We start from the raw sequence: 22572 nt of genomic DNA, 5'->3' as shown, positions 1-22572 counted from the left end.
ACCGCCGACGCTGTCTCGCGAATTGAGCCGAATTGTGCGATCCCCGCTGCAGGGAAAGCCGTGGAGTTTCACGACGCAGCCATCGTCCGGAGCGCCAGCATCCGCGCTGGTCGGCCAGGCGCTTCCAGCTTGAGCCGCACAACGCGTCCGGCCGCGGGGAGGCGCAGGCGCTGGGTGACCTTGCCGGACTTGTCGGTAAGCGTGACGTCATGTTGAGGCTTTACTTCGAGCCCTCGACTCGTCGGTTGGAGGGTGACGACGGCGTCGTGCTGGTCGAATCTGCCCCAGAGGTGCCGGGGAAGGACCGCGGTGTCGCTGCTCTGTGAGACGACGAAGGTGTCGCGTTCGGAGAGCGGCTGCTCGAAGTCGCCGCCATAGACCGAGAGTAGGGCCACGGCACCCGTCTGGGTCCCGCAACTCGGACAGGCCTTGAGAGTCCGAAAGTACGACCAGCCGCAAGACGCTGGGCAGTCGATGACGTTGTTCAACGCTGCGAACAGGACTTCGCGCCAGCGTGCAGAGCCGGGGCGCTTCGTTGGGTCGAGGCGTCCCTCGGAAAAGGTTTGACGGCACAGTTTCTGCACTTGCTTGCTGAGTACGAGGTCGAAGATGCCCCACGCGAATGTTCCGCGCGCCAGCCGATTGGAGTCATCGTCGCGGTCTGCAACATAGGGCAGGTCGCCGCGGTCCATCCGTTCGCGTGCCTCGTTGCCGTCGAGTGCGTCGGCCAAAACACCCTCAAGCGGGTGCCGCAGCACGAGCATGCGGAATACGTGCACGCCGAGGATGTAGGCGTCGGCGAGCGTGGACGGGGGTGCTTTGCGCTTGCGTTCGGGTGCGGCATATCCGCGGAAGCCGAGGACATCCCACTTCGGCTTGGACATCGACGTTAGGTTGTCGCAGTCGATCAACCACGTCACGTCTCGGGTGAGGTCGTCGGAGACCATGACGTTGTTGGGGTTGAGGTCGACGTAGGTCAGGCCGAGTCCGTGGAGCTTCGCAATCACATCGGCGGTGTTAGCCGCGATGGCCAGCCGTCGCCGGAGGCCGCCTGTTTCCGAGTACCACCTCGGGGTCGTCTCCCGGGGGCCGAAGTCGCTTGGAAGGTACGGCTCCCGCAGGGGTTGCATGTCGCTGGCAAGGCGCATTGTGTACCCCGAGCGGCGGCCCTGGATCAGGGTCACGGGTGCGGCCACGGGAAGGCCGTCGAGTGGTAACCGGCGAACGCTTCTAATCCGTTCGAGGTCCTCCGGCCTTTCGAGCAGCTTGATGGCCACTTCGGGGTAACCCTCGACCCGGTAGACCGCCCCCTGCCCGCCTTTAGCGATCAGAGGGCCGAGCGTGAAGTTGACCCCGGCGTCGTCGGTAACAACCGTCGCGTCAGAACGCATCGTCGCCCTGGAGTCGCGCGATTGATGCGGCGGAGTCAGCATCGTCCTGCACCGAGTCGAGAGCGGTCAGGGTGACGTTGGTGACCGTGTTTGTGACGAACTGGAGGAACTTGCGGATCTCACCAGCGCGGTCCGCCGTGTGGGGTTGACTGCCGCTGAAGCGCGCCAGCATGTCCCGGTCTGCGTCGGCTCCGACCGCCAGCGCGAACTTGGTGCACTTCTGCCCACGTTCGCTTGCAAGGAGCGCGCCGAGTTCCTCCTCCCAGTTCCTGTCAGTAGGGAGCCCGTCCGAGACGAGGGCGATGGTGGGTCGGTAGGCCCGCGAAGGCAGAGCGTCCTTGTCCTCGATAATCGCCCGGGCGAGCCGGAAGCCATCACCGAGCGGCGTCTTTCCACGAGCGGTAAGGGAACTGAACTCGACCTCGCCCGCCGGCGTATGCGCGACGATCACCTTGGCACTGCTGCCGCCGAAGGTCACGATGCTAAGAGTGATGTAGCCATGGCCAGCATCAGCTTCCGCGAGTTCGTCAATCATCTCTGTGACGGCATCGTTGAGAACATTGATCTTGTTGTCCTCCTGCATGCTGCCACTCGTGTCCAGCAGCAGGATGACAGGGAGCGTCCTCGCAGCGGCGGGTATGAGGCTGTCGAGTAGAGACATCGGCGTTCCTTACCCTAAGTCGTGTTCTCTGTTCGGGTTTGCCCACGGCGGCGTCGCAAGATCAGGGTCCCAACGAGCGCGAACCCGGTTGCGCCCAGACCGCCGAATCTGAAGCGCACCCTTCGCCAGACTGATTCGGGTGCCCTGAAGGACTCTCTGCCGCACGTTCGGCTCAAGTGCAGTCGTCGTTCCGTCGTGATGCAACTTGGTGCCGTTCTTTGACCCGAGGTCCTCGACGAAGAGGCCGCCGTTGACGTTAGATACCGCGAGGTGATCGCGGCTCACGAGGCCAAACTGAGCTTCTTCCAGCACGTCACGTACGCAATATCGGTCCTCACCTCTCGCGCGCCCGACGACAATCGTTCGCCCTTCGGCAACGGCGAAGCGATCAATCTCCTCGGTGCCAAGGAGGACGACGACCTCTCGGGTGTGGCCCATGGCCCCGACACGATTGACCGGCTCCCCGCAGTCAGGACACCGCACGACACCGTCGCGGTAGGACGGGTCTTTATCGATAACGGGCAGCCCGCCCCAGACGCACTCAGGGTTGACGCAAGCCCACTCGCTATCCAGGACCCGCCGAGCCTCGGGCGAAGCTAGGCCTCGCGGTTTGAGCCCAGCGGCCTCAACACGCATGGACATTTCAGACTCGTCGATTGGCGCCATCGCCAGTTGCTCGAAGCTGACCTTCCCGTCCGCGTAGACCGGGCTGAGGAATCTGTTAGATCCCTGAAGCCACGGGTGATCACGCCGCAGGTCACGGTAGAGGTCCCTGGTGATGACGACCGCGTCGGGGTGCTGCTCGGCCAACTCGATGATATGGGGGTCGGCGAATGGTACCGAACGGGCCATCTTGCGCTTTTTCCAGTCGGTCAATGCTCGCTTGCCCACTTGGTCGAGGCAGTGCCAGAGACTGTTATCGGCGACGCCGTAGAAGGTTGCGTTGTTGTCGCGCTGTTCTCGCCAGGCGCGAACGATCTTCTCGACTAGGCCCCAGTCGTTGAGATTATGGTCGCGGACGACGGGCGAAAGGTCGATGATCACCGTCGGTGATCGCATGACTTCCTCGCTCTCTCAAGTCCTCGCCCGGGGCCGGGGCCGGGGCCGGGCCGGGGTACGACATTATGCCCAATGCGAGGAAGTTAAGCATTTCCGCAGGTCATCGGCCTGGGTTGGCGGTCGGACCCGGCCGTCGTCAATCTGAGCGCCTCCGGACCTCGCCAGTTGGCGGATGACCGAGGCTCTACAGAAGCCGGGCCGGAGCACCCCGACGACAGCGTTCCGACTGTGTCCGGCGGCCTTCCCAGCCTGAACAAGCGCCGCCGGTGAGCGTGAGCCACAGGCGACGCCAGCCGGCAAGCGATGCCGGCGTCTCCCGTCGTTCCTCAGCCGGTCACCACCCGATGCCGACGCCGTCGAGCAGGTTGATCAGTTCGTCGTCGCGGGTCAACTCGTAGCCACGCTCGCGCAGCTCCGCGACCAGTTCCGCCTCCCCGTCGAGCGGCACCTGGAGGTACTCACCGTCGTGAACCGTGAGCACGACTTCGCCGTACCGGTCCTGCAGGTCCTGTGGCAGCACGTCGATCGCCCGCGTCGTGACCATCTTGGGCCAGTACCCGTCCACGATCGCACCCAGCTCGGTGACGTCGAAGGGCTTGTCGTCGGCGTAGTCGTCCTCTTCGTAGCACTCGGGGCCGGCGGGGTTCTCCAGGTGGGTCATCTGCACCTGCCGGGCCTCGCCCCAGGTACGCGCGGCGGCAAGGGCCCTGATCTCCGCGGCCTCCCCTGCGGCGGTGTCGGCGTCGACGAAGGCCAGGCAGTCGTGATTGGTGGCGTGGCCGTAGACCAGGCTCCGGGTGTTCGGGTGGTGCGTCGTCATGGCGCATATCCTGCCCGAGGGGTACGACAACCAAGATCGGCAGACGGGCCGGGGGCGGATCCACCGGTCGGGTGACCGCTAGGCTGACCATTCCTGGCCTTGCCACCTGGAGAAACGCCCATGTCCGACAGCGTCTTCGCGCAGTTCACCGCCGACGACGACCAGCTCGCCGTCGTGTTGCTCGTGCAGCCGGCCATCAACGCCGCCCTGGTGCACAACCGGGTGCCGCTGGTCCGCCACCTCACGCTGGTCAACCGCGGCACGGAACCGCTGGCGGACGTGACCCTGACGCTGGAGCTGCTCGGCCCCGACGGTGCACTCATCGAGCCGTGGACGCGTACCCTCGGCGCGCCGCTGCGGCCCGGGGCGAGCACCGGCTGGGACGACTTCCGGGACATCACCCCGGAGCGAGCGCTGCTCTACCGCACCGACGAGGCGTTCCCGGTCGACTACCGCCTCACCGTCGAGGCGGATGGCCAGGCATTGACGCTGGTCGCCCCGTCACGAGTGCTCGCACACAACGAGTGGTTCAACAGCCCGGCCCTCTACGACAGCCTGGCGGCCTTCGTGCAGCCGAACACCCGGGCGGTCGAGGCGGTGCTGCGGTCGGCGGCGCAGGTGCTGCTCGCGCGTACGGGCTCCGGCTCGCTGCAGGGCTACCAGGACGGCTCGGAGCGGGCGGCGCTGATCGCCGGCGCCGTGTACGAGGCGCTGCGCCAGCTCGAGATCACCTACCAGACCCTGCCGGCGTCGTTCGAGAACAGCGGCCAGAAGGTGCGGACGACCGCCGCGGTGCTGGACGGGCGGCTCGGCAACTGCCTCGACCTCTCCGTCACCTACGCCGCGTGCCTGGAGGCGGCGGGGCTGCACCCGCTCATCTTCATCAGCGAGGGGCACGCCTTCGGCGGCTTCCTGCTCGAAGAGGAGCGGCTCGGCTCGGCGGCCGTCACCGAGACGAACCTCCTGATCTCGATGGTCGACTCGGGCCGGGCGGTGCCGGTCGAGCTGACCCGCATCGGGCCCGGCGCCCAGTCGGCGACCTTCACCGAGGCGGTACGCGTCGGGCTCGGTCACTTCCGCGGGGAGGGTCACCGGCTGCAGGGCGTCGTCGACGTCCACCTCGCCCACCGCTCCGGCATCCAGCCGCTGCCGTCGGCCGACGAACTGGTCGCTCCCACGCCCGTCGACGCCGAGATGACCCCCGACGCCGGCGCGTCGCTCGACCTTCCGCCCGGTGTCGCCGCCGCGAAGCTGCGCCAGCTCGCCGACGAGGGCGACGAGGTGCCGCAGCCCTCCGACGGTTCGCCGGGACGCATCCAGCAGTGGCGAAAGTCCCTGCTAGACCTGAGCCTGCGCAACCCGCTGCTCAACCTGCCTAAGCGCGGTCGGGGCCTGGACCTGCACGTGCCGGCCGGGGCCCTCGCCCTGCTGGATGACCTCATCCATGACGGCCGCCAGGTGCAGGTCATCCCGCAGGACGACATCAGTCACGTGCATGAGCTGGCTGGCGCGCGCCGGGCGCAGGACCTCGACGCCGAGATCCTCACCCGGGAGCTGCGCACCGACCGGCGGGTCTACGGCGCCGTCACCGAGGCCCGCTACAAGACCGCCATGCGGGCGCTGCAGCGCGAGGCGCGCACGATGGAGCAGGAGACCGGCAGCAACTACCTCTACCTGACCATCGGCACCCTGGTGCACACCAAGACCACCGGGGGAGAGGCGTACGCGCCGCTGTTCCTCCTGCCGGTGCGCATCGAGGGCGGCAGCGGCCGCCGCCCGTACGCGATGGTCATCGACGGCACCGAGGTGGCCAGCCCCAACTACTGCCTCATCGAGTGGCTGCGCGTCAAGCACGGCGTGCGGATCCCGGCGCTGGAGCAGCCGGTCCTCGACGAGCACGGCATCGACATCGCGAAGACCCTGGCCGCCATCAACACCGGGCTGGTCGACAACCGGCTGAACTACCGCATCGACGAGACCGCCAGCCTGCGGCTGCTGCAGTTCTCCACCTTCCAGATGTGGCGGGACCTCGGCGACCACTGGCCCCGGTTCATGGAGAACCCCGTCGTCCGGCACCTGGTGGAATCCTCCGGCGCCACCTTCGACGACCCGGCCCGCCCGGACCATCACGCCGACGTCGCCGTGGACGAGGGAGAGCTGCACCTGCCGATCCCCGCCGACGGCTCCCAGATGCAGGCCATCGTCATGGCCGAGCGCGGCCAGTCCTTCGTCCTCGAAGGGCCGCCCGGCACCGGCAAGTCGCAGACCATCACCAACATGATCGCCCGCGCGGTCGCCGCCGGCCGATCGGTGCTGTTCGTCGCCGAGAAGCAGGCCGCCCTCGAGGTCGTGAAGCGCCGGCTCAAGCAGATCGGCCTCGGACCGTTCGCCCTGGACCTGCACGGGCGCAAGCAGTCGCTCAACGCCATCCGACAGCAACTGCGCGACGCCCTCGACCAGTACGACCTGGGCAGCGACGGCGACTGGACGGCCGTCGAAACGGCCTACCGGACGCGGCTCGCCCCGCTGGCCGAGTATCCGACGCAGGTCCACACCGCCAACCCCGTCGGGATGTCGCTCTGGTCGGCCTACGAGCAGGTCCTCGCGTACGGGGACGGCCCGGCCGCCCCGGTTCCGGTGAGCTACCTGCACGCACCCGCCGAGGTACGCGCCCGGGTGGAGACGACGCTGCGGGAGTTCCCGGCCGCCGCCCGCTCGGCGCGGGTCCGGCCCGAGCATCCCTGGGCGCTCAGCGGCTGCCGGACCCTCGACGGGCTGCACGGCGCGGCCATAACCGAAATCGCCGCCGAGCTCGAACGCCTCCGCGCCGACCTCGCCGCGCACCGCCACCTGGTCGGGCTGCTGCGCACGCTGCCGACCCCGGAAACCGTCACCGAGCTGCAGGCCGGCGCCTGGCTCGCCCTACGCGGAATGCTCCCGGACCGGGAGACCACCTTGCGCGCCGGCGACCGGCGGTGGGACGAGGCCGCGGCCCGGCTCCAGGGGGAGCTGGCCGCCTTCCACCAGGGCTTCGCTGGTGAGCTCGCCACCTTCCGGCCGGACGTGTTCGCCCGCCCCGAACTGGCCGCCTGGCACGCCGAGGCGCAGGAGGCGGCGAAGAAGCTGCTCGGCAAGCGCAAGCGCCGGCAGGCCGTCGTCGACAAGCTGTCCGTGCACCTGGTCGCCGGCGCGACGCTCGACGTCGAGCGGGTCGAGGTGACCACCGGACGCCTGGTCGCCGCCCAGGCCCAGGCCGCCGCGCTGCACCAGCACGCGGTCGCGCTCGGCGGCCTACGGATCCCGGCGTGGCAGCCCACGAACCCGGACGCGCAGCAGCGGCTGGCCGAGGCGATCGAGGCGACCCGGGCCAGCCGCACGCTCCTCGCCCGGCACCCGCAGGCCTGGGAGCTGTTCCAGCGTGGCATCTCCGACGTCGACGCCGCACTCCTGGACCGGCTCGCCTCCCGGTGGCGGGCCTGGCGCGGGGTGCTGCGCTCCGCAGAGCCGGAGCTGACCCTGTGGTCGGCCGGCTCGCACTGGGTCGACGCCTGGCAACGGGACGGCGCGACCTGGCTGCACGACCTGCGCATCGAGGAACTCTTCCCGCTGCGCCGCTGGGCCACCGTCCTCACCCACGCCGACGTGCTCGCCTCCGCCGGCCTCGGCGACTACCGGGACCAGCTGCTGCGCGCCGAGGTAAACGGACAGTTGGCCGAGGAGGCGTACCGGCGTGGCGTCGCCGCCGCCTCCCTCGGAGAGAGGCTACGAACCGGCGGGCTGCAGTACTTCGACCGGGAACTGCACGACGACGAGATCGCCCAGTTCGAGACGGCCGCCGGTGAGCTGCGGTCGGCGCTGCCCGAGCGCCTGCCCTCGGTGCTGGTCCGCCGCCGCCCGTTCAGCCCTTCCGACCGGCGGGGCCGCTTCGCCGACTTCGCGGCGGAACTGCGCCGCAAGCGCGGCGGCCGGTCCTTCCGGGAGCTGTTCGAGCACTATCCGGACGCCGTGCTGGCGTTGACGCCGTGCGTGCTGGTCAGCCCCGCCTCGGCGGCGAACTTCCTGGCCCCGGGAAGCCAGCGCTTCGACCTGGTCATCTTCGACGAGGCGTCGCAGATCCGGGTCGCCGAGGCGATCGGCGCGATGGGGCGGGGCAGTGCCGTGGTGGTCGTCGGCGACTCCCGGCAGATGCCGCCGACCAGCATCATGCAGGCCAGCCACACCGTTGACGACGTCGACGAGGGCGACGGCCCGGCGCTGGAGGACCTGGAGAGCATCCTCAGCGAGGCCGTCGAGTCGGGGCTGCCGCAGCGGTGGCTGTCCTGGCACTACCGCAGCCACGACGAGTCGCTGATCGCCTTCTCCAACCGGTACTACTACGACAACAAGCTCTCCAGCCTCCCGTCGCCCGGCATGAGCAGCTCCGCCGGCATCGCCTGGCGGCGGGTCGACGGCCGGTACGACCGCGGCGGCTCGCGGACCAACGACGTCGAGGCGCGGGCCGTCCTCGCCGACATTACCCGGCGCCTGCACGACCCGGCCACCGCCGGGCAGTCGATCGGTGTGGTCACCTTCAACATTCAGCAGCGGGACCTCATCCTCAACCTGCTGGAAGACAGCGCCGACCCGACCATCCGCGAGCAGCTCTCCGGCGCGGTCGCCGAGCCGATCTTCGTCAAGAACCTGGAGAACGTGCAGGGCGACGAGCGGGATGTCGTGCTGTTCTCCCTGGCCTTCTCCACCAACCCGGAGACCGGCCAGCTTCCGCTGAACTTCGGTCCGCTGAGCCAGGCCGGCGGTGAGCGGCGGCTCAACGTGGCGATCACCCGGGCCCGCCGGCAGGTGGTGCTGTTCTCGTCCTTCAACCCGTCGGACATCGACCTGTCCCGCACCTCGGCCGTCGGCACGCAGCACCTGCGGGCGTACTGCGAGATGGCCGCCGCCGGCGCCGACCGGCTGGGCGACCTGACCACCGATCGGACCGAGCGGCGCAGCCGCATCCGCGACGAGGTGGCCGCCGCGCTGCGCGACCGCGGCCACGAGGTCCGCACCTCACACGGCCTGTCCGACTTCACGGTGGACCTCGCCGTACGCCGGCCGGGCTCGGCCCGCTGGCAGGTGGCCGTCATGCTGGACGGCCCCGACTGGAGCGCCCGCCCGACGGTGGCCGACCGGGACCTGGCGCCCGCCCTGCTCCGGACCATCATGGGCTGGCCGGAGGTGGTGCGGTTCTGGCTCCCGGCGTGGATCCACGACCGGTCCGCGCTGCTCGACCGCGTCGATGAGGCCGTCGCGAAGGCCGACGCTCCAGAGCCGCCCGCGCCAGCGGAGGCCGTCGCGCCCCGCGGCACGGTCGATCTGCCGGCGCCCCGCGCTGCCGAGGACGTCGAGCAGGTCCACCTGGTCGAGCTTTCGGGTCCACGCGTCGCGGAGGACACCGAGCCCGCCACGGGAGCGTCGCCGGCACCCGTCACGGGCCTCGCCGTCGCCTCCGCGCCGGCCCCCGTCGCGAGCGCGCCGCCGGCGACGACCGGCGCCATCGAAGTCAGTCCCTTCGTCCCGTACGCCCCGACGCCGCTCGGCGACCAGAGCGACCTCGACCTGCTCTCCACCGACCAGCGGGTACGCGGGCTCGTCCGGGAGGCGCTGCGCGAGATCATCGCGGCGGAGGGCCCGGTCGAACAGCACCGGCTCGCCCGCTTGGCCCTGGCCCGGTTCGGCTTCCTGCGTACCCGGGAGGACCGGCGTCTCGCCGTGCTCGCACTCGTCGACACCCGCCGGCTGTACGGCCATCCCACCGTGGGGCGGTACGCCTGGCCCGAAGGGACGGATCCGCAGACCTACCGCGCGTACCGGGTCACCCAGGCGAGCAACGACCGGGCGTTCGAGGAGGTGCCGCCCGAGGAGGTCGCGAACGCGTTCGTGCACGTTCTGCAGAGCGTCTCAAGCATGGACGAGGAGCGCCTGCTGCGCGCGGGGCTGGAGCGCCTCGGCTACCGGCGGCGCACCGACAAGATCGACAAGCTGCTCCGGTACGGCCTGCACGTCGCGGTGACCAGCGGCCGAATCCGGTTCGACCAAGAGGGACGCCTCACCCTGGGTTGACGTGTCACCAACGTGACCGTGCTTGGGCAAAGGCCTCGCCGGTTACGCCGGCCAACTTTCGCTTGTCTCATGGTGCACCGCGTTCGTCCGGCCGACGACCGATCACCTTGCCAGCAGATAAGCGATGGTCGCGATCATGCCCGGCGCTCGATCGCCTCTGAGCGGCAGGGTATGCACCTGCCAGCGGGTTGGCCAATGTGCCCCGGACGCGAGCAGCGGCGGCCGCCGCCGGTCATCGGCGGCGCCGTGCCGCCACGCTCGGCGCAACCCGGAGCGCGGGTCTGCTTTTTCTGCCGAGCAAACCGGTCGGAAGCCGGTGCCCGCCTGTCTTTCGTTGATTGGTCTTCAAGGCTTCGGGTGACACCCTGGCTGTCACCCCCCGCCGGCCGAATCTGTCACCCTGCCCTGCTGATTTGTCACCCCAGAGGCGGTTCCCGTCCGCCCGTCTCCGCTGACGAGGCGGTAGACGCGGGTGGCGATCCCGGCGGCCTTGGACACGGCCAGGCGGCCGAGCTGAACCAGCTTGGTGAGGCATCGCTGCAACGTCCGCTCTGAACAGCCGGCGTAGTTGGCGATGGTGGCGACCGAAGGCCAGGCCTTACCTTCCTGGTTGGCGTGTGCAGCGATGGCGATAGCCACGGCACGCTCGTTCTTCTCAAGATCTTTCGTCGCGAGAAGAGCGACTTTAACGGCTAGACTCATTGGCGTCGGACCTCCTACGTCCGCCTGGGCCACGGGCAGGTGTTCTGCGCCGACGCGGCCGAGCTTCATGTGGCATCCTGCGCCGCACCAGCGGCGGGTTCAGTGATCTACGTTCACCTATCGCTCACGGTCAAGTCGCAGAGGAGAGCCGGGGCATCCCAACCGGCCGTCGACTGCCTCCGGATCGAACTCCGCGAAGGGTCTCAGCCCGGATCCCGATACGAGCGCGCTGAGCGTCGGAGGTCGGCCCAGCGGCACGCCAGCGAAGGCTACCCACGGCCAGCCCGCGCCATCGGACGCTCAGCTCACGCCGTGGAGGTAATGGGGCCCTCGCCGCCGTGGGCCTCATGCGCGGCCAGCTGAACGGCGTGTAACAGCGCCCAAAGGCACCGAACGGCGCTCAGCTGCACCTACCACGACCTGCGGGTTTCCATTTCCGCAGGCCAGAGTCGACGGGGCGTCCTGCGGGAGACGAAGTGGTCACGCTTCGTTGTCCCGCCTGACCGGGGCAGCGGTCGTCCTGGACGCGCCGCCTCCAATTAGGAAGGACTGCAGTACATCGACGTATGAATTGGGCCTCGCCGTCGCGGCGTCGGCATGGATCCCGAGAGGTGAGACCGCTATCCCACCGACAACTCTCTGACCTGGGCTCCCTGCTCGGTGACCTCCTTGGCGGACCGAACGAGTCAGGCCCAGGGCCATCGGCAAGCCGCGCCCCGGTGGTCGGCCGGGTCTCCGGCGCCAGCTCGGTCAACCCGATGACCTAGCTGTACTGCCCAGGGACGTTGGTTGAGGTCGTGTGACGACACGACGTAGATAGACGTGATGACGAAGGCCTCCGGTTGTGGAGTGGAGCTGTCTAGGAACCGCTCCGCCAACCAGGAGGCCTTCGTGTCCCACGCTAATGCCGCTTTGACTCCTCGTGCACGTCTTCGGCTCGCGCGTCTGATCGTGGACCAGGGGTGGCCGGTCGCCCGGGCCGCGGAACGCTATGACGTGTCCTGGCCGACGGCGAAACGATGGGCGGTGCGCTACGCCGAGCTCGGGCCCGAGGGAATGGCCGACCGGTCGTCACGGCCGCACCACAGCCCTACCCGCACCTCCCAGCCGCTGGTCCGAAAGGTCGTGCACCTGCGGTGGAGACACCGCCTGGGCCCGGTGCAGATCGCCGGCCGCCTCGGCATGCCCGCCTCGACCGTTCACGCGGTGCTGACCCGCTGCCGGGTCAACAAGCTGTCGCACATCGATCGGCGCACCGGTGAACTGGTGCGCCGCTACGAGCACGACCAGCCCGGAGCGATGCTGCACGTCGACGTCAAGAAGCTCGGCCAGATCCCCGACGGCGGCGGCTGGCGCTACGTCGGCCGCATCCAGGGCAAGCGGCCCAGGGCCCAGCCGTCGGTCAGGGTTCGGTGGAAGCGTTCGACCTTGCCGTTGGTCTGGGGCCGGTAGGGGCGGGTCTTCTTCGGGCTGATGCCCAGTTCGGTGCAGGCGTCGCGCCAGGCGTAGGACTTGTAGGCGGCGCCGTTGTCAGTGAGCACCCGCTGCACGGAGACGCCTCTGGCGGTGAACCATGCGACCGCGCGACGCAGCACGGCGATGGCGGTAGCGGCTTTCTCGTCATCGCAGATCTCGGCATATGCCACCCGCGAATGGTCATCGACGACGGTATGCACGAACGCCGTTCCTACCTGCGGTTGCCAGAGGTGGTTACGGGCTCCGGTGCGCCGGGCGGTCGCCTCCCGATTGCGCTTCTACTCCTCCGAAGCCGCCCGCCGCAAAGCCCTGCCTACCTGGCTACATCACTACAATCACCACCGGCCCCACACCGCAACCGGCGGCAGCCGCCCATCACCAGGTTGACCAACGTCCCTGGGCAGTACACCTAGCCCAGGGCGTCGCCGCTGTTGCTCTTCAACACGGCCAGCGGAGCCCGCGAGCCTGAGGGCCTAGGAACAGCTGCTCGTCGACATTGGCGATCAGACGGGCTTGACGGATCACGTGATGGATGGGGCTCGCACGTGAGACCCACGAGCCAGATCGCGGGCTCAACCAACGGTAGCGGCGTGTCGTGCTGGTGAAAGTGGATGAGACCCGCCGAGGCTGTCGGGTGCCCTGTTCGGCTGCTGCGTCAACAAGACCTTCCCGATGTGCACTCCGCTCTCTAGATGCTTGTGCGCCGCGAGCGCGTCCGACATGGGGAACTGCGAATCGACGACGGGCAGGAGTTTCCGGGATTCGATCAGCGGCCAGAAGGCTGCCTGGGTGGCGCGTACGATCTCGCCTTTCTCTGCTCGTCCGCGCTGGCGCAGGGACGTGGCATGGACCGTTGCCTGCTTCGCCATGAGAGGACCGATGTTAAAGCTGCCCTGCCTGCCGCCCTGGGACCCGATGATGACGATTCGCCCTCCCCGCGCGAGAAGGCCGATGTTCCGGTCCAGGTTGTTGGGGCCCACGTTGTCGAGGACCAGATCCGCCCCGCGGCCTCCGGTCGCCTCGAGCACAAGGAAGGGTAGATCTTCTTCGCGGTAGTCCCATGCCTGTTCGGCGCCCAGTTCGACACAGAATTTCACCTTCGCCTCAGTGCCGGCGGTTGCGAAGACGCGACAGCCGAGTGCGACAGCCGCCTGGATGGCGGTGGTCCCGATGCCACTCGCTCCGCCGTGTACGAGGACGGCGGTGCCCGGCTGTGCCTGGCCCACCATCACCAGGTTCGACCAGACCGTGGCCGCGACCTCTGGCAGCGCGGCGGCGACCGCTACCGACATGTCCTGGGGCACTGGAAGAGTCAGAGTTCGGTCGACGCAGACGTACTCGGCGTACCCGCCACCGTCGAGCAGGGCGCACACCTGTTCGCCGATGTGATGTGCCGAGACCCCTTCCCCGACCTCGACGATCTCGCCCGCGCACTCGAGGCCGAGAACCTGCGATGCGCCGGCGGGCGGGGGGTAGAGACCCTTGCGTTGCAGGATGTCCGCTCTGTTCAGCGCGGATGCCGCCACGCGGATCAGGACCTCGTTCGCCTCGGGCCTGGGGGTCTGGACCTCTGTCCATCCGAGGGCGCCATCGCTGGTGACTGTCACGGCATGCATGGTGCGAAGTCCTCCGGGTTGTTCATCTGCTGGGGGACGCGGCGCGACTGGTGGATGAGCTGCAGCTTCTGCGACAGGTCTCGACCGATGTCGCGCAGTCGACTCTCCGGCAGCCGGTCGGCCGGCCCAGTGACGTTGACGGCGGCGGTCGCCTCGCCCGACGAGTCCCGTAGGGGTGCGGCGACGGCATGTGCGCCGGGAATGGTTTCGCCGAAGCTGATCGCGTATCCGTCGTGGCGCGCCTGTCGGAGGTCGGCTCGGAGCTTGGCCTGATCGAGCCCGGGGGCAGGTTCACGGAGGACTGATTCGATCTGGTCCGGGCGAAGCCAGGCGAGGATCGCTTTGCTGGCCGCCGCCGCTGTCAGCGGATAGGTGTGCCCGATTCCCGATACCACCCGGACGCGGTGCGGGCTCTCGAGCTCCAGGACGCAGACCCGCTGGCTCCCTACCCGTACGTGTAGTCCCACGGTCTCCCCGGTTTCCACCCTGAGGGTCTCGAGAAGGGGGCCGACATACGCGAACGCGGAGTGGCCTATATCGGTCAGTTGCGCCAGCCGAAGCACGGCCGGGCCGACGCTGAACCGGCGGGAGACCTCGTCGCGCGTGAGGAACCCCCGATCCACCAGGGCGAGTGCGATCCTGTGCGCCGTCGGAGCGGTCAGCGCCGTCGCCTCTGCGATCTCTGCGATCGTCATTGCAGGCCGTGACTGGCTGAATGCGTCCAGTACGGCAAGCGCCCGGTACACCGCCTGGGCACCGGGAACTACGCCCTCGCCGGTCACTCTCCACCCCCATGTGGCTCGGTGATTGGACCTCTATTGACTGCCGCTGTGGGGCATCTTACAGTGACTCCACCTTATAGAAGCAACCTCCACATTGTGGAGACTTTCCGGGAGGCGCCATGCGTCGGAGCCGATGGACATCAAGACCTTCCCGCGTGCTGCTCGTCGCCGGACTTGCACTCGCGATCAGCGGATGCGGGGCGGCCTCGGACGCTGGTGATCAGGCGGGCAAGCAGTACGTGATCGGCTCCTGGACGCGCGGCTTCAGCGTCGTCCTGACCGACCGCGTTGCCGAGACTGCTACCGGCGACAAGCAGTTGAAGGTCACCAACTACTCCGACCTCCAGCAGCTCTACACCGATGTGCTCTCGGGCAAGGCCGACATGACCATCGGCGGCCCGGACGTATTCGCCAGCCAGGCCGCGAAGGGCGCCCCGATCCACATCGCCGCGACGGTCTCGCCGAACTCCACCGCCCTGGTCGGCAAGTCGGACATCACGTCGGCCGCGGACATCAAGGGGAAGCGCATCGCCGCCATCACCACCAGCGGCGGGTGGCGTATCACCAAAGCCCTGCTCGCCGACAAGTTCGGGGTCAAGGAGGGCAAGGACTTCGAGGTCGTCAACGTGCCCAACGCCGAGAGCGGCGTGACCCAGGTGGCCGCCGGCACCGCGGACTTCGCGGTCGGCTGGGAACCGGCTGTCACGTCGGCCGTGCGGGCCAACCCGGGGATGAAGGTGGCGTTCAGCTCCTCAGGCGCCAAGCCCGGCGAGACCTTCGGTACCGGGTGGCAGCTCGTCCTCGCGGTCCGCGACAGCGTGAACAAGGAGGCCGAGCAGCGCGCCGTCCAGCGCCTGCAGGAGGCGGCCCAGTGGCTGAACGAGCACCCGGACGAGGCTGACAAGTACGCCGCCAAGCAGGGGTTCAAGCCGGGCACGGCGGCCAACGTGATGCAGCAGTCGGTGCACGCCTTCGTGGTCAAGCCGGTCGAAGGCGAGATCGTCACCCAGCTCAAGGACCAGCTCGCGCTGATCCACCGGACCGGAACCAACGAGAAGGAGCCGCCAGCGCGGTTCTACGGCGCGTCGAACTGACGCAGCCGACCACCACCCAAGCAGCCAGCGAGAGGGGCAGACCTTGCCCGACACCGGAGTCACCACCCGTCCGACCCCACTGAATCACGACCCCAGCGCCGCGATCCCTGAGCCTGCTGTGCCTCCGGACGCTGCGACCGGCGGCTGGCGGCGGCACCTGTCCTCCCGGCGATCTCAGCTGTGGACAGCGCTCGTGCTGCTGGTCATGCTCGCCGGGATCCAGATAGCCAGCCTGTTCATGCCGGAGTACGTCTTCCCAGACCTCCCGGCGATCGGTCAGGCGCTGATGGAGGTCCTGCGCGATGAGCGCGGCGACATCATCGCCACCGTCGCGCGGTTCACCGGCGCCCTGCTGGGCGCGATGATCGCCGGCTGGGCCATCGGCCTGCTGATGGGCGCCTTCCGCAACACCGTCGGCGAGCTGCTGCGACCGGTGTTCGGCATCATGCAGGCGGTCCCGGCGTTGTCGTGGATCCTGGTCTCGGTCATCTGGCTGCACAGCGTCGAGGCGCGGATCTTCTTCATCGTCTTCGTCATCGGCGTCCCGTTCTTCGTGGTCGCCGTCTTCGAGGGCATCCGCAACATCGACCACGAGCTGATGGAGGGCATCGGCCAGTTCCGGCCGTCCCGCCTGCAGATCTTGCGGGTGCTGTTCATTCCACAGTCGCTCACCTACATGCTGATGACCCTCCGCAGCGCCGGCGCGTTCTGCCTGCGGATCCTCGTGTTCGCCGAGCTGATCGGCGCGACCGCCGGCGTCGGGTACTCGATGGGACTCGCGCAGGCAAACTTCCGGATCGACCTGATCTTCGCCTGGACCGTGGTGTTGATCGTGTTCAACTTCCTCCTCACGGCGGTCGTCGATCTGGCCGAACGGTATCTGCTCAGGTGGCGCAGGGAGGCGGTCGTCCGATGACCGAGGAAACGTTGGTTGAGATCGACCAGGCTTCGGTGAGCTTCGACTCGGTGTGCGCGGTCGACCGGTTCAGTCTGCGACTGCCCCGCGGCGAGCGGGTCGCGCTGATGGGCCGGACCGGCGCCGGCAAGTCGACAATTCTGTCACTGCTGGTCGGTTCGATGCGGCCGACCTCGGGCAATGTGCGCATCCTCGGGCTGGACCCGTACGCGCAGCACGCTCAGCTCCAAGGCCGGGTCGCCATGGCCTTCCAGACGCCCCGGCTGCTGCCGTGGCGGACCGCGCTTGGCAACGTGGCCGTCGGCCTGGAGATCTTGCGCCGGCCCAAGACCGAACGCAAGCGGATCGCCGAGGAGTGGCTCGGCCGGGTCCACCTGCAGGACGCTCTGCACAAGTACCCGAGCCAGTTGAGCGGAGGGATGCGCCAGCGCGTGTCGCTGGCCCGCGCCTTCGCCGTAGAGCCGGAGCTGATCTTCCTCGACGAGAGCTTCTCGGCGCTCGACGAAGTCACCGCCCGCAACCTCCGGGCCGACTTCGTCGAGCTGTGCGAGTCGACGGGAACCTCCGCCGTCATCGTCACGCACAGCATCGAGGAGGCGTTCACGGTGGCCGACCGGGTCATCGTGCTCGGCCGCCCGGCCCGCGTGCTGTGCGAGTACGACACGGCGCCCGTACGCGCGGCCGGCCAGGCGGAGCTGGAGGCGGTCAGCACCGAGATCCGGGCCCGGCTGGCCGAGGAGACGGCCGTTCCGGTGCGCTGAACCGCGGCCGGCACGTGACCGACAGAGACGAGACGGACAACTACCGCCGAGGGGCACTCGGTGCGAGCGAGAGGGCGTGGCAGGGGATGCGGATTGCGATCGTAGGCGGCGGAATCGGGGGACTCGCTACCGCCGTGTGCCTGGAGCGGCAGGGCTTCGACGACATCGTCCTGCTGGAGCAGGCACCGGAGTTCAAGGAGATCGGCGCCGGCATCCAGGTGTCCAACAACGGCGCCCGCCTGCTGCGGCACCTCGGCCTCGAGGACGAGCTGCGGGCGTGGGGCGTTGTCAGCCGGGGCAACTACTACTACGACATCGAAGACGGCGAGCTGATCCTGGAGACCAGGGCCGGCGAGTGGGGTGAAAAGACCTACGGCGCGCCGTTCTTCCACATCCACCGCCACCACCTTCTGGACCTCCTGCGCCGTGCGGTCACCCGGACCCAGCTGCGCCTGGGCACCACCGTCACCGGAGTGGAGCAGGACGGCCGCGTCGCGCGGCTCACCACGGCCGCCGGTGACGTCATCGAGGCCGACGTGGTGATCGGGGCGGACGGCATCCGCTCGACCCTGCGCGCCCAGCTGTTCGGCAAGCAGGACCCGGAACCCTCCGGCTACCTCTGCTGGCGGGCGCTCATCCCACGGGAGCGCCTCGAGGGCGTGGACGTCCCGCCGAGCTGCACGGCGTGGTGGGGGCCCGACCGCAGCGGCGTCGTCTTCTGGGTCAACGGCGGCACCCACATGAACTTCGTCGGAACCGTGCCGTCGGGCGAGGTCCGCTCGGAGGCGTGGGAGTCCCGCGGGGACATCGACGACCTGCGGCGCTCGTACGCGGGCGCGACCGAGCCCCTGGCCACCATCGTCAATGCCATCGACACCCCGTTCATCACCGGCATTTTCACCCGCCCGTTGCTGGAGCAGTGGTCGGTGGGGCGGATCGGACTGCTCGGGGACGCCGCGCACCCGATCTGGCCCTTCCTGGCCAACGGCGCGACCCAAGCGATCGAGGACGCGTACGTCCTGTCGCGGTGTCTCGCCCGCGGCTCCGTCGACACGGTCGAGGAGTCCCTGCGCGAGTTCCAGCAGCGACGGTGGGACCGCGTCGCGGAGGTCGCCCGTGTCTCGCGGGAGATGGCGACCGTGTACCACCTCAGCGACCCGGAGGCCATCACCAGGCGCAACGAGCAGATGCGTGAACGAGCCAAGACCGACCCGTACGGCCTGTGGCTGCGCGGCTGGCTCTGGGGCTACGACGTGGTCTCGGCGGCCGACGCCCCGCTTGACCGGCCGGTGGAGATCCAGGCACCCACTCTCGTCTGAGCCGGCATCGGAAGGAAGGAGGACACGATGAGGGACGTCGGCCAACTCGTGGCCAGCGCTGCCCGGCGGTTCGGCAACCGGGTGGCGGTGGACGGCCCCGGCGGCACGGTGACCTTCGCCGAGCTCGGCGACCGGGTCACCCGGCTGGCCAACGGGCTGCGCGCTATGGGGCTGCGGTCGGGCGACCGCGTGCTCGACCTGCAGTCCAACCAGAACAGCTACATCGAGACTGACCTGGCCATCCGCAGTGCCGGCCTTGTGCGCGTCGCACTCAACTACCGGCTGCACCCCGACGACTGGGCGCGGATCGCCGACGACTGCGGCGCAGCGGCACTGATCTACGACGCCCGCTTCGCGGAGCAGGCGGAGTCGCTGTGCTCGGGCTTCGCCGGCCGGCTCGTCGTGGTCGGCGACGGCCCCGGCACGCCGTACGAACGGCTGCTGACGGACGCGAGCCCCGCGGGGCTGGGGCCGCTCGACGTCGACGAGCTGTGCGGACTGCACTATTCGAGCGGCACGACCGGCCACCCGAAGGGTGCCCTGCGTACCCACCGCAACTGGTTCGCCAGCCTGGTGAACATGAGCTACGACGTGCTCGGCGGACGGCCCGGCCCCGACGACGTCTACGTGCACGCCGGTCCGATCACCCACACCAGTGGGCTGTTCGTCCTGCCGTTTCTGGTGGCCGGCGCGGCGCAGCTGATCCTGCCGTCCTGGGACCCGGACGCGTTCATTGAGGCGGTGGAGCACCGGGGTGCCACGCACACCGCGCTGGTCCCGACCATGGTCGCCCGACTGCTAGCCCGTCCCGACATCGACCGCCAGCGGCTGGCGAGGCTGAAAATGCTCGGTTACGCCGGCGCCCCGATGCCCCCCGAACAGATGAGACAGGCCTACGACCTCCTCACCCCACACCTCGTGCAGTACTACGGCCTCGTCGAGGCGATTCCCCCGGTCACGGTTCTCGACGCGGCCGACCACGTACGGGGCCTCGCCGACGACCCGGAGCTGCTCACCTCGGCCGGTCGGCCCGCCCTGGGCGTGGAACTGGCCATCGTGGATGAGTCCGGCCGGCGGCTGCCCGCCGGGCATGTTGGCGAGGTCATCACCCGGGGCGACCACGTGATGCGCGGCTACTGGAACGCCGAGGGCCGCGACGACCTGTCCAAGGCCGTCCGCGACGGCTGGCTGCACACTGGCGACCTCGGCCGGCTGGACTCCGCCGGCAGGCTCTACCTCGTCGACCGCAAGGGAGACATGATCATTTCCGGTGGCTACAACATCTACCCCCGCGAGGTGGAGGACGTCATCGCGGAGGTGCCGGGTGTCGCCGAGGTCGCGGTGCTCGGCGTCGACGACCCGGACTGGGGCCAGCGTGTGACAGCCCTCTACACGGTGCACAGCAACGCCACCGTCACCGACGACCAGGTGCTCGACCACTGCCGCCAGCGGCTGTCGTCGTACAAGAAACCCAAGGAGCTGCGCCGGGTCGACAGCTTCCCGCTCAGTTCCACTGGGAAGATCGCCAAGAAGGTCCTTCGCGAGCGGCTCCTCACTGAGGCGGCGAGTCTGTGACGCGCCGGCTGAAGGTGGACTACGCGCCGGCGGGGGCCGAGCGACCCGGCGAGTACCCCTACACCCGTGGGATATCGGCCGAGCCCAAGCCCTGGATCATGGGCCAGTATGCGGGCTTTGGCACTCCGGCCGACTCCAACCGTCGGTTCAAGACACTGCTGGACGCCGGGGTGACCGGGTTCTCCGTGGCGTTGGACCTGCCGACCCAGATGGGCCTGGACTCCGACGACCCCCGGGCGGCCGGCGAAGTCGGCCGGGTGGGCGTCGCCATCGACTCACTGGCCGACATCGAGACCCTCATGGACGGCATCCCGCTCGAGTCGATCTCACAGGTACGCACTACCGCCAACTCCGTGGGCTACGTGTGGGCGGCGATGTTCATCGCGCTGGCCGAGAAGCGCGGTGTCGACCCGGGCGAGTTCGGCATGTTCATCCAGAACGACGTGCTCAAGGAGTTCATCGCCCGCGGCACCCAGATCTTCCCACCGAAGCCCTCGCTGCGCTTGGCGGTGGACACCATCGAGTACGTCGCCCGCAAGGTGCCACGCTGGGTGCCGCTCGCCATGTCCGGCTACCACATTCGGGAATCGGGCGCCGACGCCGTCCAAGAGATCGCCTTCACCTTCGCCAATGCCCGCGCGTACCTCGACGAGGCGGTTCGGCGCGGGGTATCGGTCGACGAGGTCGCGCCGACGCTGTTCACATTTCTCGCCATCACCATGGACTTCCTGCCCGAGGTGGCGAAGCTTCGCGCGGCGCGCCGAGTCTGGGCAAGGCTCATGCGGGACACCTACGGTGCCCGCGATCCCCGCTCACAACAGCTACGCATCTTCGCGTTCACCGCCGGCTCGACGTTGACCGCGCAGCAGCCCCTGAACAACGTGGCGCGCACGACGGCCGAGACCCTCACCGCCGCGCTGGCCGGCGTACAGACCCTGCACGTGTCCGCCTACGACGAGGCGCTCGGCGTACCCACCGAGGCCGCCGCGACCCTCGCCTTGCGCACCCAGCAGGTCGTGGCGAATGAGACCGGCCTGGTGCACACCCTCGACCCGCTGGCCGGCTCGTACGCCGTCGAGACGCTCACCGACGACCTCGAGCGGCGCATCTTCGACGAGCTGGACCGCATCGAGCGGCGCGGCGGCGCGCTGGCGTGCATCGAATCGGGCTGGTTTGCCCGGGAGCTCTCCGACGCGGCCTACGCCCACGCGCGGCAAGTGGAAAGCGGCGAGCGGATCGTGGTGGGGGTCAACCGCTATCCGGCGCAGACCGAGCCGCTCGAGGTCTTCAGGGTCGACCCCGCGCTTGAGGAGGCCCAGGCGCGGTCGCTCGCCGCGTTGCGGGACCGCCGCGACGGCGTGGCCGTGGCCGCGGCGCTCGAGGACCTCACCGCTGCGGCAAAGGCCGGCGAGAACATCATGCCGGCGTGCATCGACGCGGTCCGCGCGTATGCGACGGTGGGGGAGATCGTCGACAGGCTCCGTGAGGTCCACGGGCCGTGGATGCCGAGTACCTCCTTCTGACTACCGATGTTCAGCTACCAGCTTCTCCTCGTTGTCGGAATCGCCGCATGTGTCGGCGCCCTCGTACAGAGCTGTGTGGGCTTCGGCCTCGGTGTCGTTGCGGCACCGGTCATCACCGTGGCCGACCCGTCGCTGATGCCCGCGTCGCTACTCGTGATCAACGGCCTGTTGCCGCTGTTGACACTGGCTTGGGAGTGGAAGCACATCGACTTCCGCGGCCTTGGCTGGGCGCTGGTCGGCCGCATCCCCGGCACGATCTGTGGCGTCTGGCTGGTCGCCGCGTTCCCCGGGCGCGGCATGGAGGCCGTGGTCGCCATGACGGTGCTGGTGGCCGTGGGCATCAGCCTGCTACCCGTGGAGGTGCCCCGGACGCGTCTGACCCTGTCCCTCGCGGGCGGCGTCGCCGCAGTCACCGGCACCACAGCCGCCATTGGAGGGCCGCCCATGGCGCTCATTTACCAGCGCGCGGGAGCCGCCCGACTGCGCGCCACCCTCGGGGCGTTCTTCGTCGTCGGCGCGGTCGGCTCGCTTGGCATGCTGCAGCTGGCCGGTCATCTCGAGCGGCGCTCGGTCATCGGCGGCCTGTTCATGCTCCCCTTCGTCGCTATCGGATTCGCACTGGCGGCCCCGCTGCGCCGGCACCTCGACGCGGGACGTATCCGGCCCGCCGTGCTCGCCGTCGCCGCGTGCGCAGCCACGGCTCTGCTTGCCAGGGCCGCTCTCTAGAAGTCCCCACGGCCGCCACCAACGACAAGACGCGCCGGTACGCCACGAG

General features: G+C 69.0%; 17 protein-coding genes and 1 pseudogene. 10 read left to right on the top strand and 8 right to left on the bottom strand.

Annotation, left to right across the window (positions count from 1 at the left end):
• Window positions 1-68: 68 nt before the first annotated feature.
• The 4 genes from FXF50_RS04880 to FXF50_RS04865 form a co-directional block, all read right to left on the bottom strand.
• Entirely contained in the window at window positions 69-1433 is a 1365-nt protein-coding gene (locus FXF50_RS04880) for a hypothetical protein (RefSeq protein ID WP_148426003.1), read from the bottom strand.
• Window positions 1381-2052 carry a VWA domain-containing protein gene (locus FXF50_RS04875; protein WP_148426002.1) on the bottom strand — a complete coding sequence of 224 codons (672 nt, stop codon included), beginning with the start codon at window positions 2050-2052 and terminating at the stop codon, window positions 1381-1383. Before FXF50_RS04875 ends, FXF50_RS04880 begins: the two co-directional genes overlap by 53 nt.
• Before the next feature lie 9 nt (window positions 2053-2061).
• Window positions 2062-3096, bottom strand: coding sequence for an FHA domain-containing protein (locus FXF50_RS04870; RefSeq protein ID WP_187399525.1), 1035 nt, complete (start codon window positions 3094-3096; stop codon window positions 2062-2064).
• 349 nt (window positions 3097-3445) lie between these two features.
• Window positions 3446-3931 (bottom strand): hypothetical protein, encoded by a 486-nt coding sequence (locus FXF50_RS04865; RefSeq protein ID WP_148426000.1) that lies wholly within the window; start codon window positions 3929-3931, stop codon window positions 3446-3448.
• A gap of 120 nt (window positions 3932-4051) precedes the next feature.
• On the opposite strand from FXF50_RS04865, the gene FXF50_RS04860 reads away from it, so the two are divergent.
• Window positions 4052-10033, top strand: a complete 5982-nt coding sequence (locus tag FXF50_RS04860; protein WP_148425999.1) for a DUF4011 domain-containing protein — start codon at window positions 4052-4054, stop codon at window positions 10031-10033.
• A gap of 372 nt (window positions 10034-10405) precedes the next feature.
• Here the strand turns inward: FXF50_RS04860 and FXF50_RS04855 are convergent, their stop codons facing one another.
• Window positions 10406-10804, bottom strand: coding sequence for a helix-turn-helix domain-containing protein (locus FXF50_RS04855; RefSeq protein ID WP_148425998.1), 399 nt, complete (start codon window positions 10802-10804; stop codon window positions 10406-10408).
• Window positions 10805-11560: 756 nt separating this feature from the next.
• Here FXF50_RS04855 and FXF50_RS29715 point away from each other — a divergent pair.
• The gene (locus FXF50_RS29715; protein ID WP_370464078.1) at window positions 11561-12187 is read left to right on the top strand and encodes a leucine zipper domain-containing protein; all 627 of its coding nucleotides are present in this window, start codon (window positions 11561-11563) and stop codon (window positions 12185-12187) included.
• Here the strand turns inward: FXF50_RS29715 and FXF50_RS29710 are convergent.
• A pseudogene (locus tag FXF50_RS29710) lies at window positions 12115-12489 on the bottom strand (DDE-type integrase/transposase/recombinase); the annotation flags it as partial. The gene FXF50_RS29715 and the pseudogene FXF50_RS29710 sit on opposite strands and share 73 nt — an antisense overlap.
• On the opposite strand from FXF50_RS29710, the gene FXF50_RS29705 reads away from it, so the two are divergent.
• Window positions 12458-12598 (top strand): integrase core domain-containing protein, encoded by a 141-nt coding sequence (locus FXF50_RS29705; protein ID WP_370464077.1) that lies wholly within the window; start codon window positions 12458-12460, stop codon window positions 12596-12598. The pseudogene FXF50_RS29710 and the gene FXF50_RS29705 sit on opposite strands and share 32 nt — an antisense overlap.
• Window positions 12599-12783: 185 nt before the next feature.
• Here the strand turns inward: FXF50_RS29705 and FXF50_RS04845 are convergent, their stop codons facing one another.
• Both FXF50_RS04845 and FXF50_RS04840 read right to left on the bottom strand, forming a co-directional pair.
• Entirely contained in the window at window positions 12784-13827 is a 1044-nt protein-coding gene (locus FXF50_RS04845; RefSeq protein WP_148425997.1) for an NAD(P)H-quinone oxidoreductase, read from the bottom strand.
• Window positions 13815-14609, bottom strand: a complete 795-nt coding sequence (locus FXF50_RS04840) for an IclR family transcriptional regulator (protein ID WP_148425996.1) — start codon at window positions 14607-14609, stop codon at window positions 13815-13817. Before FXF50_RS04840 ends, FXF50_RS04845 begins: the two co-directional genes overlap by 13 nt.
• Window positions 14610-14764: 155 nt before the next feature.
• Between FXF50_RS04840 and FXF50_RS04835 the strand changes: the two genes are divergently transcribed.
• The 7 genes from FXF50_RS04835 to FXF50_RS04805 all read left to right on the top strand — a co-directional run bounded on the left by FXF50_RS04835 (window position 14765) and on the right by FXF50_RS04805 (window position 22523).
• The gene (locus tag FXF50_RS04835) at window positions 14765-15703 is read left to right on the top strand and encodes an ABC transporter substrate-binding protein (protein WP_187399524.1); all 939 of its coding nucleotides are present in this window, start codon (window positions 14765-14767) and stop codon (window positions 15701-15703) included.
• A 193-nt stretch (window positions 15704-15896) separates the two neighbouring features.
• Window positions 15897-16619, top strand: a complete 723-nt coding sequence (locus tag FXF50_RS04830) for an ABC transporter permease (protein ID WP_148425994.1) — start codon at window positions 15897-15899, stop codon at window positions 16617-16619.
• Complete coding sequence (locus tag FXF50_RS04825) at window positions 16616-17380, top strand: ABC transporter ATP-binding protein (RefSeq protein ID WP_148425993.1); 765 nt, start codon at window positions 16616-16618, stop codon at window positions 17378-17380. Before FXF50_RS04830 ends, FXF50_RS04825 begins: the two co-directional genes overlap by 4 nt.
• 86 nt (window positions 17381-17466) lie before the next feature.
• Entirely contained in the window at window positions 17467-18699 is a 1233-nt protein-coding gene (locus FXF50_RS04820; protein WP_148425992.1) for an FAD-dependent monooxygenase, read from the top strand.
• A 27-nt stretch (window positions 18700-18726) separates the two neighbouring features.
• Window positions 18727-20274 carry a class I adenylate-forming enzyme family protein gene (locus tag FXF50_RS04815; protein WP_148425991.1) on the top strand — a complete coding sequence of 516 codons (1548 nt, stop codon included), beginning with the start codon at window positions 18727-18729 and terminating at the stop codon, window positions 20272-20274.
• A complete protein-coding gene (locus tag FXF50_RS04810; protein ID WP_255509893.1) occupies window positions 20271-21797 on the top strand; it encodes a methylmalonyl-CoA mutase in 1527 nt (508 codons plus the stop codon). The genes FXF50_RS04815 and FXF50_RS04810 overlap by 4 nt, the downstream gene beginning before the upstream one ends.
• 6 nt (window positions 21798-21803) lie before the next feature.
• A complete protein-coding gene (locus FXF50_RS04805) occupies window positions 21804-22523 on the top strand; it encodes a sulfite exporter TauE/SafE family protein (RefSeq protein WP_148425990.1) in 720 nt (239 codons plus the stop codon).
• Window positions 22524-22572: the final 49 nt, after the last annotated feature.

The organism is Micromonospora sp. AP08, from assembly GCF_008085935.1.
GTDB lineage: Bacteria > Actinomycetota > Actinomycetes > Mycobacteriales > Micromonosporaceae > Micromonospora > Micromonospora chersina.
This window is presented reverse-complemented; position numbering and strand designations above follow the sequence as displayed.

Bases quoted from the DNA above. Each gene is read 5' to 3' on its own strand.
- FXF50_RS04875 (WP_148426002.1), bottom strand. From the start codon at position 2,052: ATGTCTCTACTCGACAGCCTCATACCCGCCGCTGCGAGGACGCTCCCT.
- FXF50_RS04805 (WP_148425990.1), top strand. From the start codon at position 21,804: ATGTTCAGCTACCAGCTTCTCCTCGTTGTCGGAATCGCCGCATGTGTC.
- FXF50_RS04845 (WP_148425997.1), bottom strand. From the start codon at position 13,827: ATGCATGCCGTGACAGTCACCAGCGATGGCGCCCTCGGATGGACAGAG.
- FXF50_RS04860 (WP_148425999.1), top strand. From the start codon at position 4,052: ATGTCCGACAGCGTCTTCGCGCAGTTCACCGCCGACGACGACCAGCTC.
- FXF50_RS29715 (WP_370464078.1), top strand. From the start codon at position 11,561: ATGACGAAGGCCTCCGGTTGTGGAGTGGAGCTGTCTAGGAACCGCTCC.
- FXF50_RS04825 (WP_148425993.1), top strand. From the start codon at position 16,616: ATGACCGAGGAAACGTTGGTTGAGATCGACCAGGCTTCGGTGAGCTTC.
- FXF50_RS04815 (WP_148425991.1), top strand. From the start codon at position 18,727: ATGAGGGACGTCGGCCAACTCGTGGCCAGCGCTGCCCGGCGGTTCGGC.
- FXF50_RS04865 (WP_148426000.1), bottom strand. From the start codon at position 3,931: ATGACGACGCACCACCCGAACACCCGGAGCCTGGTCTACGGCCACGCC.
- FXF50_RS04820 (WP_148425992.1), top strand. From the start codon at position 17,467: ATGCGGATTGCGATCGTAGGCGGCGGAATCGGGGGACTCGCTACCGCC.
- FXF50_RS04855 (WP_148425998.1), bottom strand. From the start codon at position 10,804: ATGAAGCTCGGCCGCGTCGGCGCAGAACACCTGCCCGTGGCCCAGGCG.
- FXF50_RS04880 (WP_148426003.1), bottom strand. From the start codon at position 1,433: ATGCTGACTCCGCCGCATCAATCGCGCGACTCCAGGGCGACGATGCGT.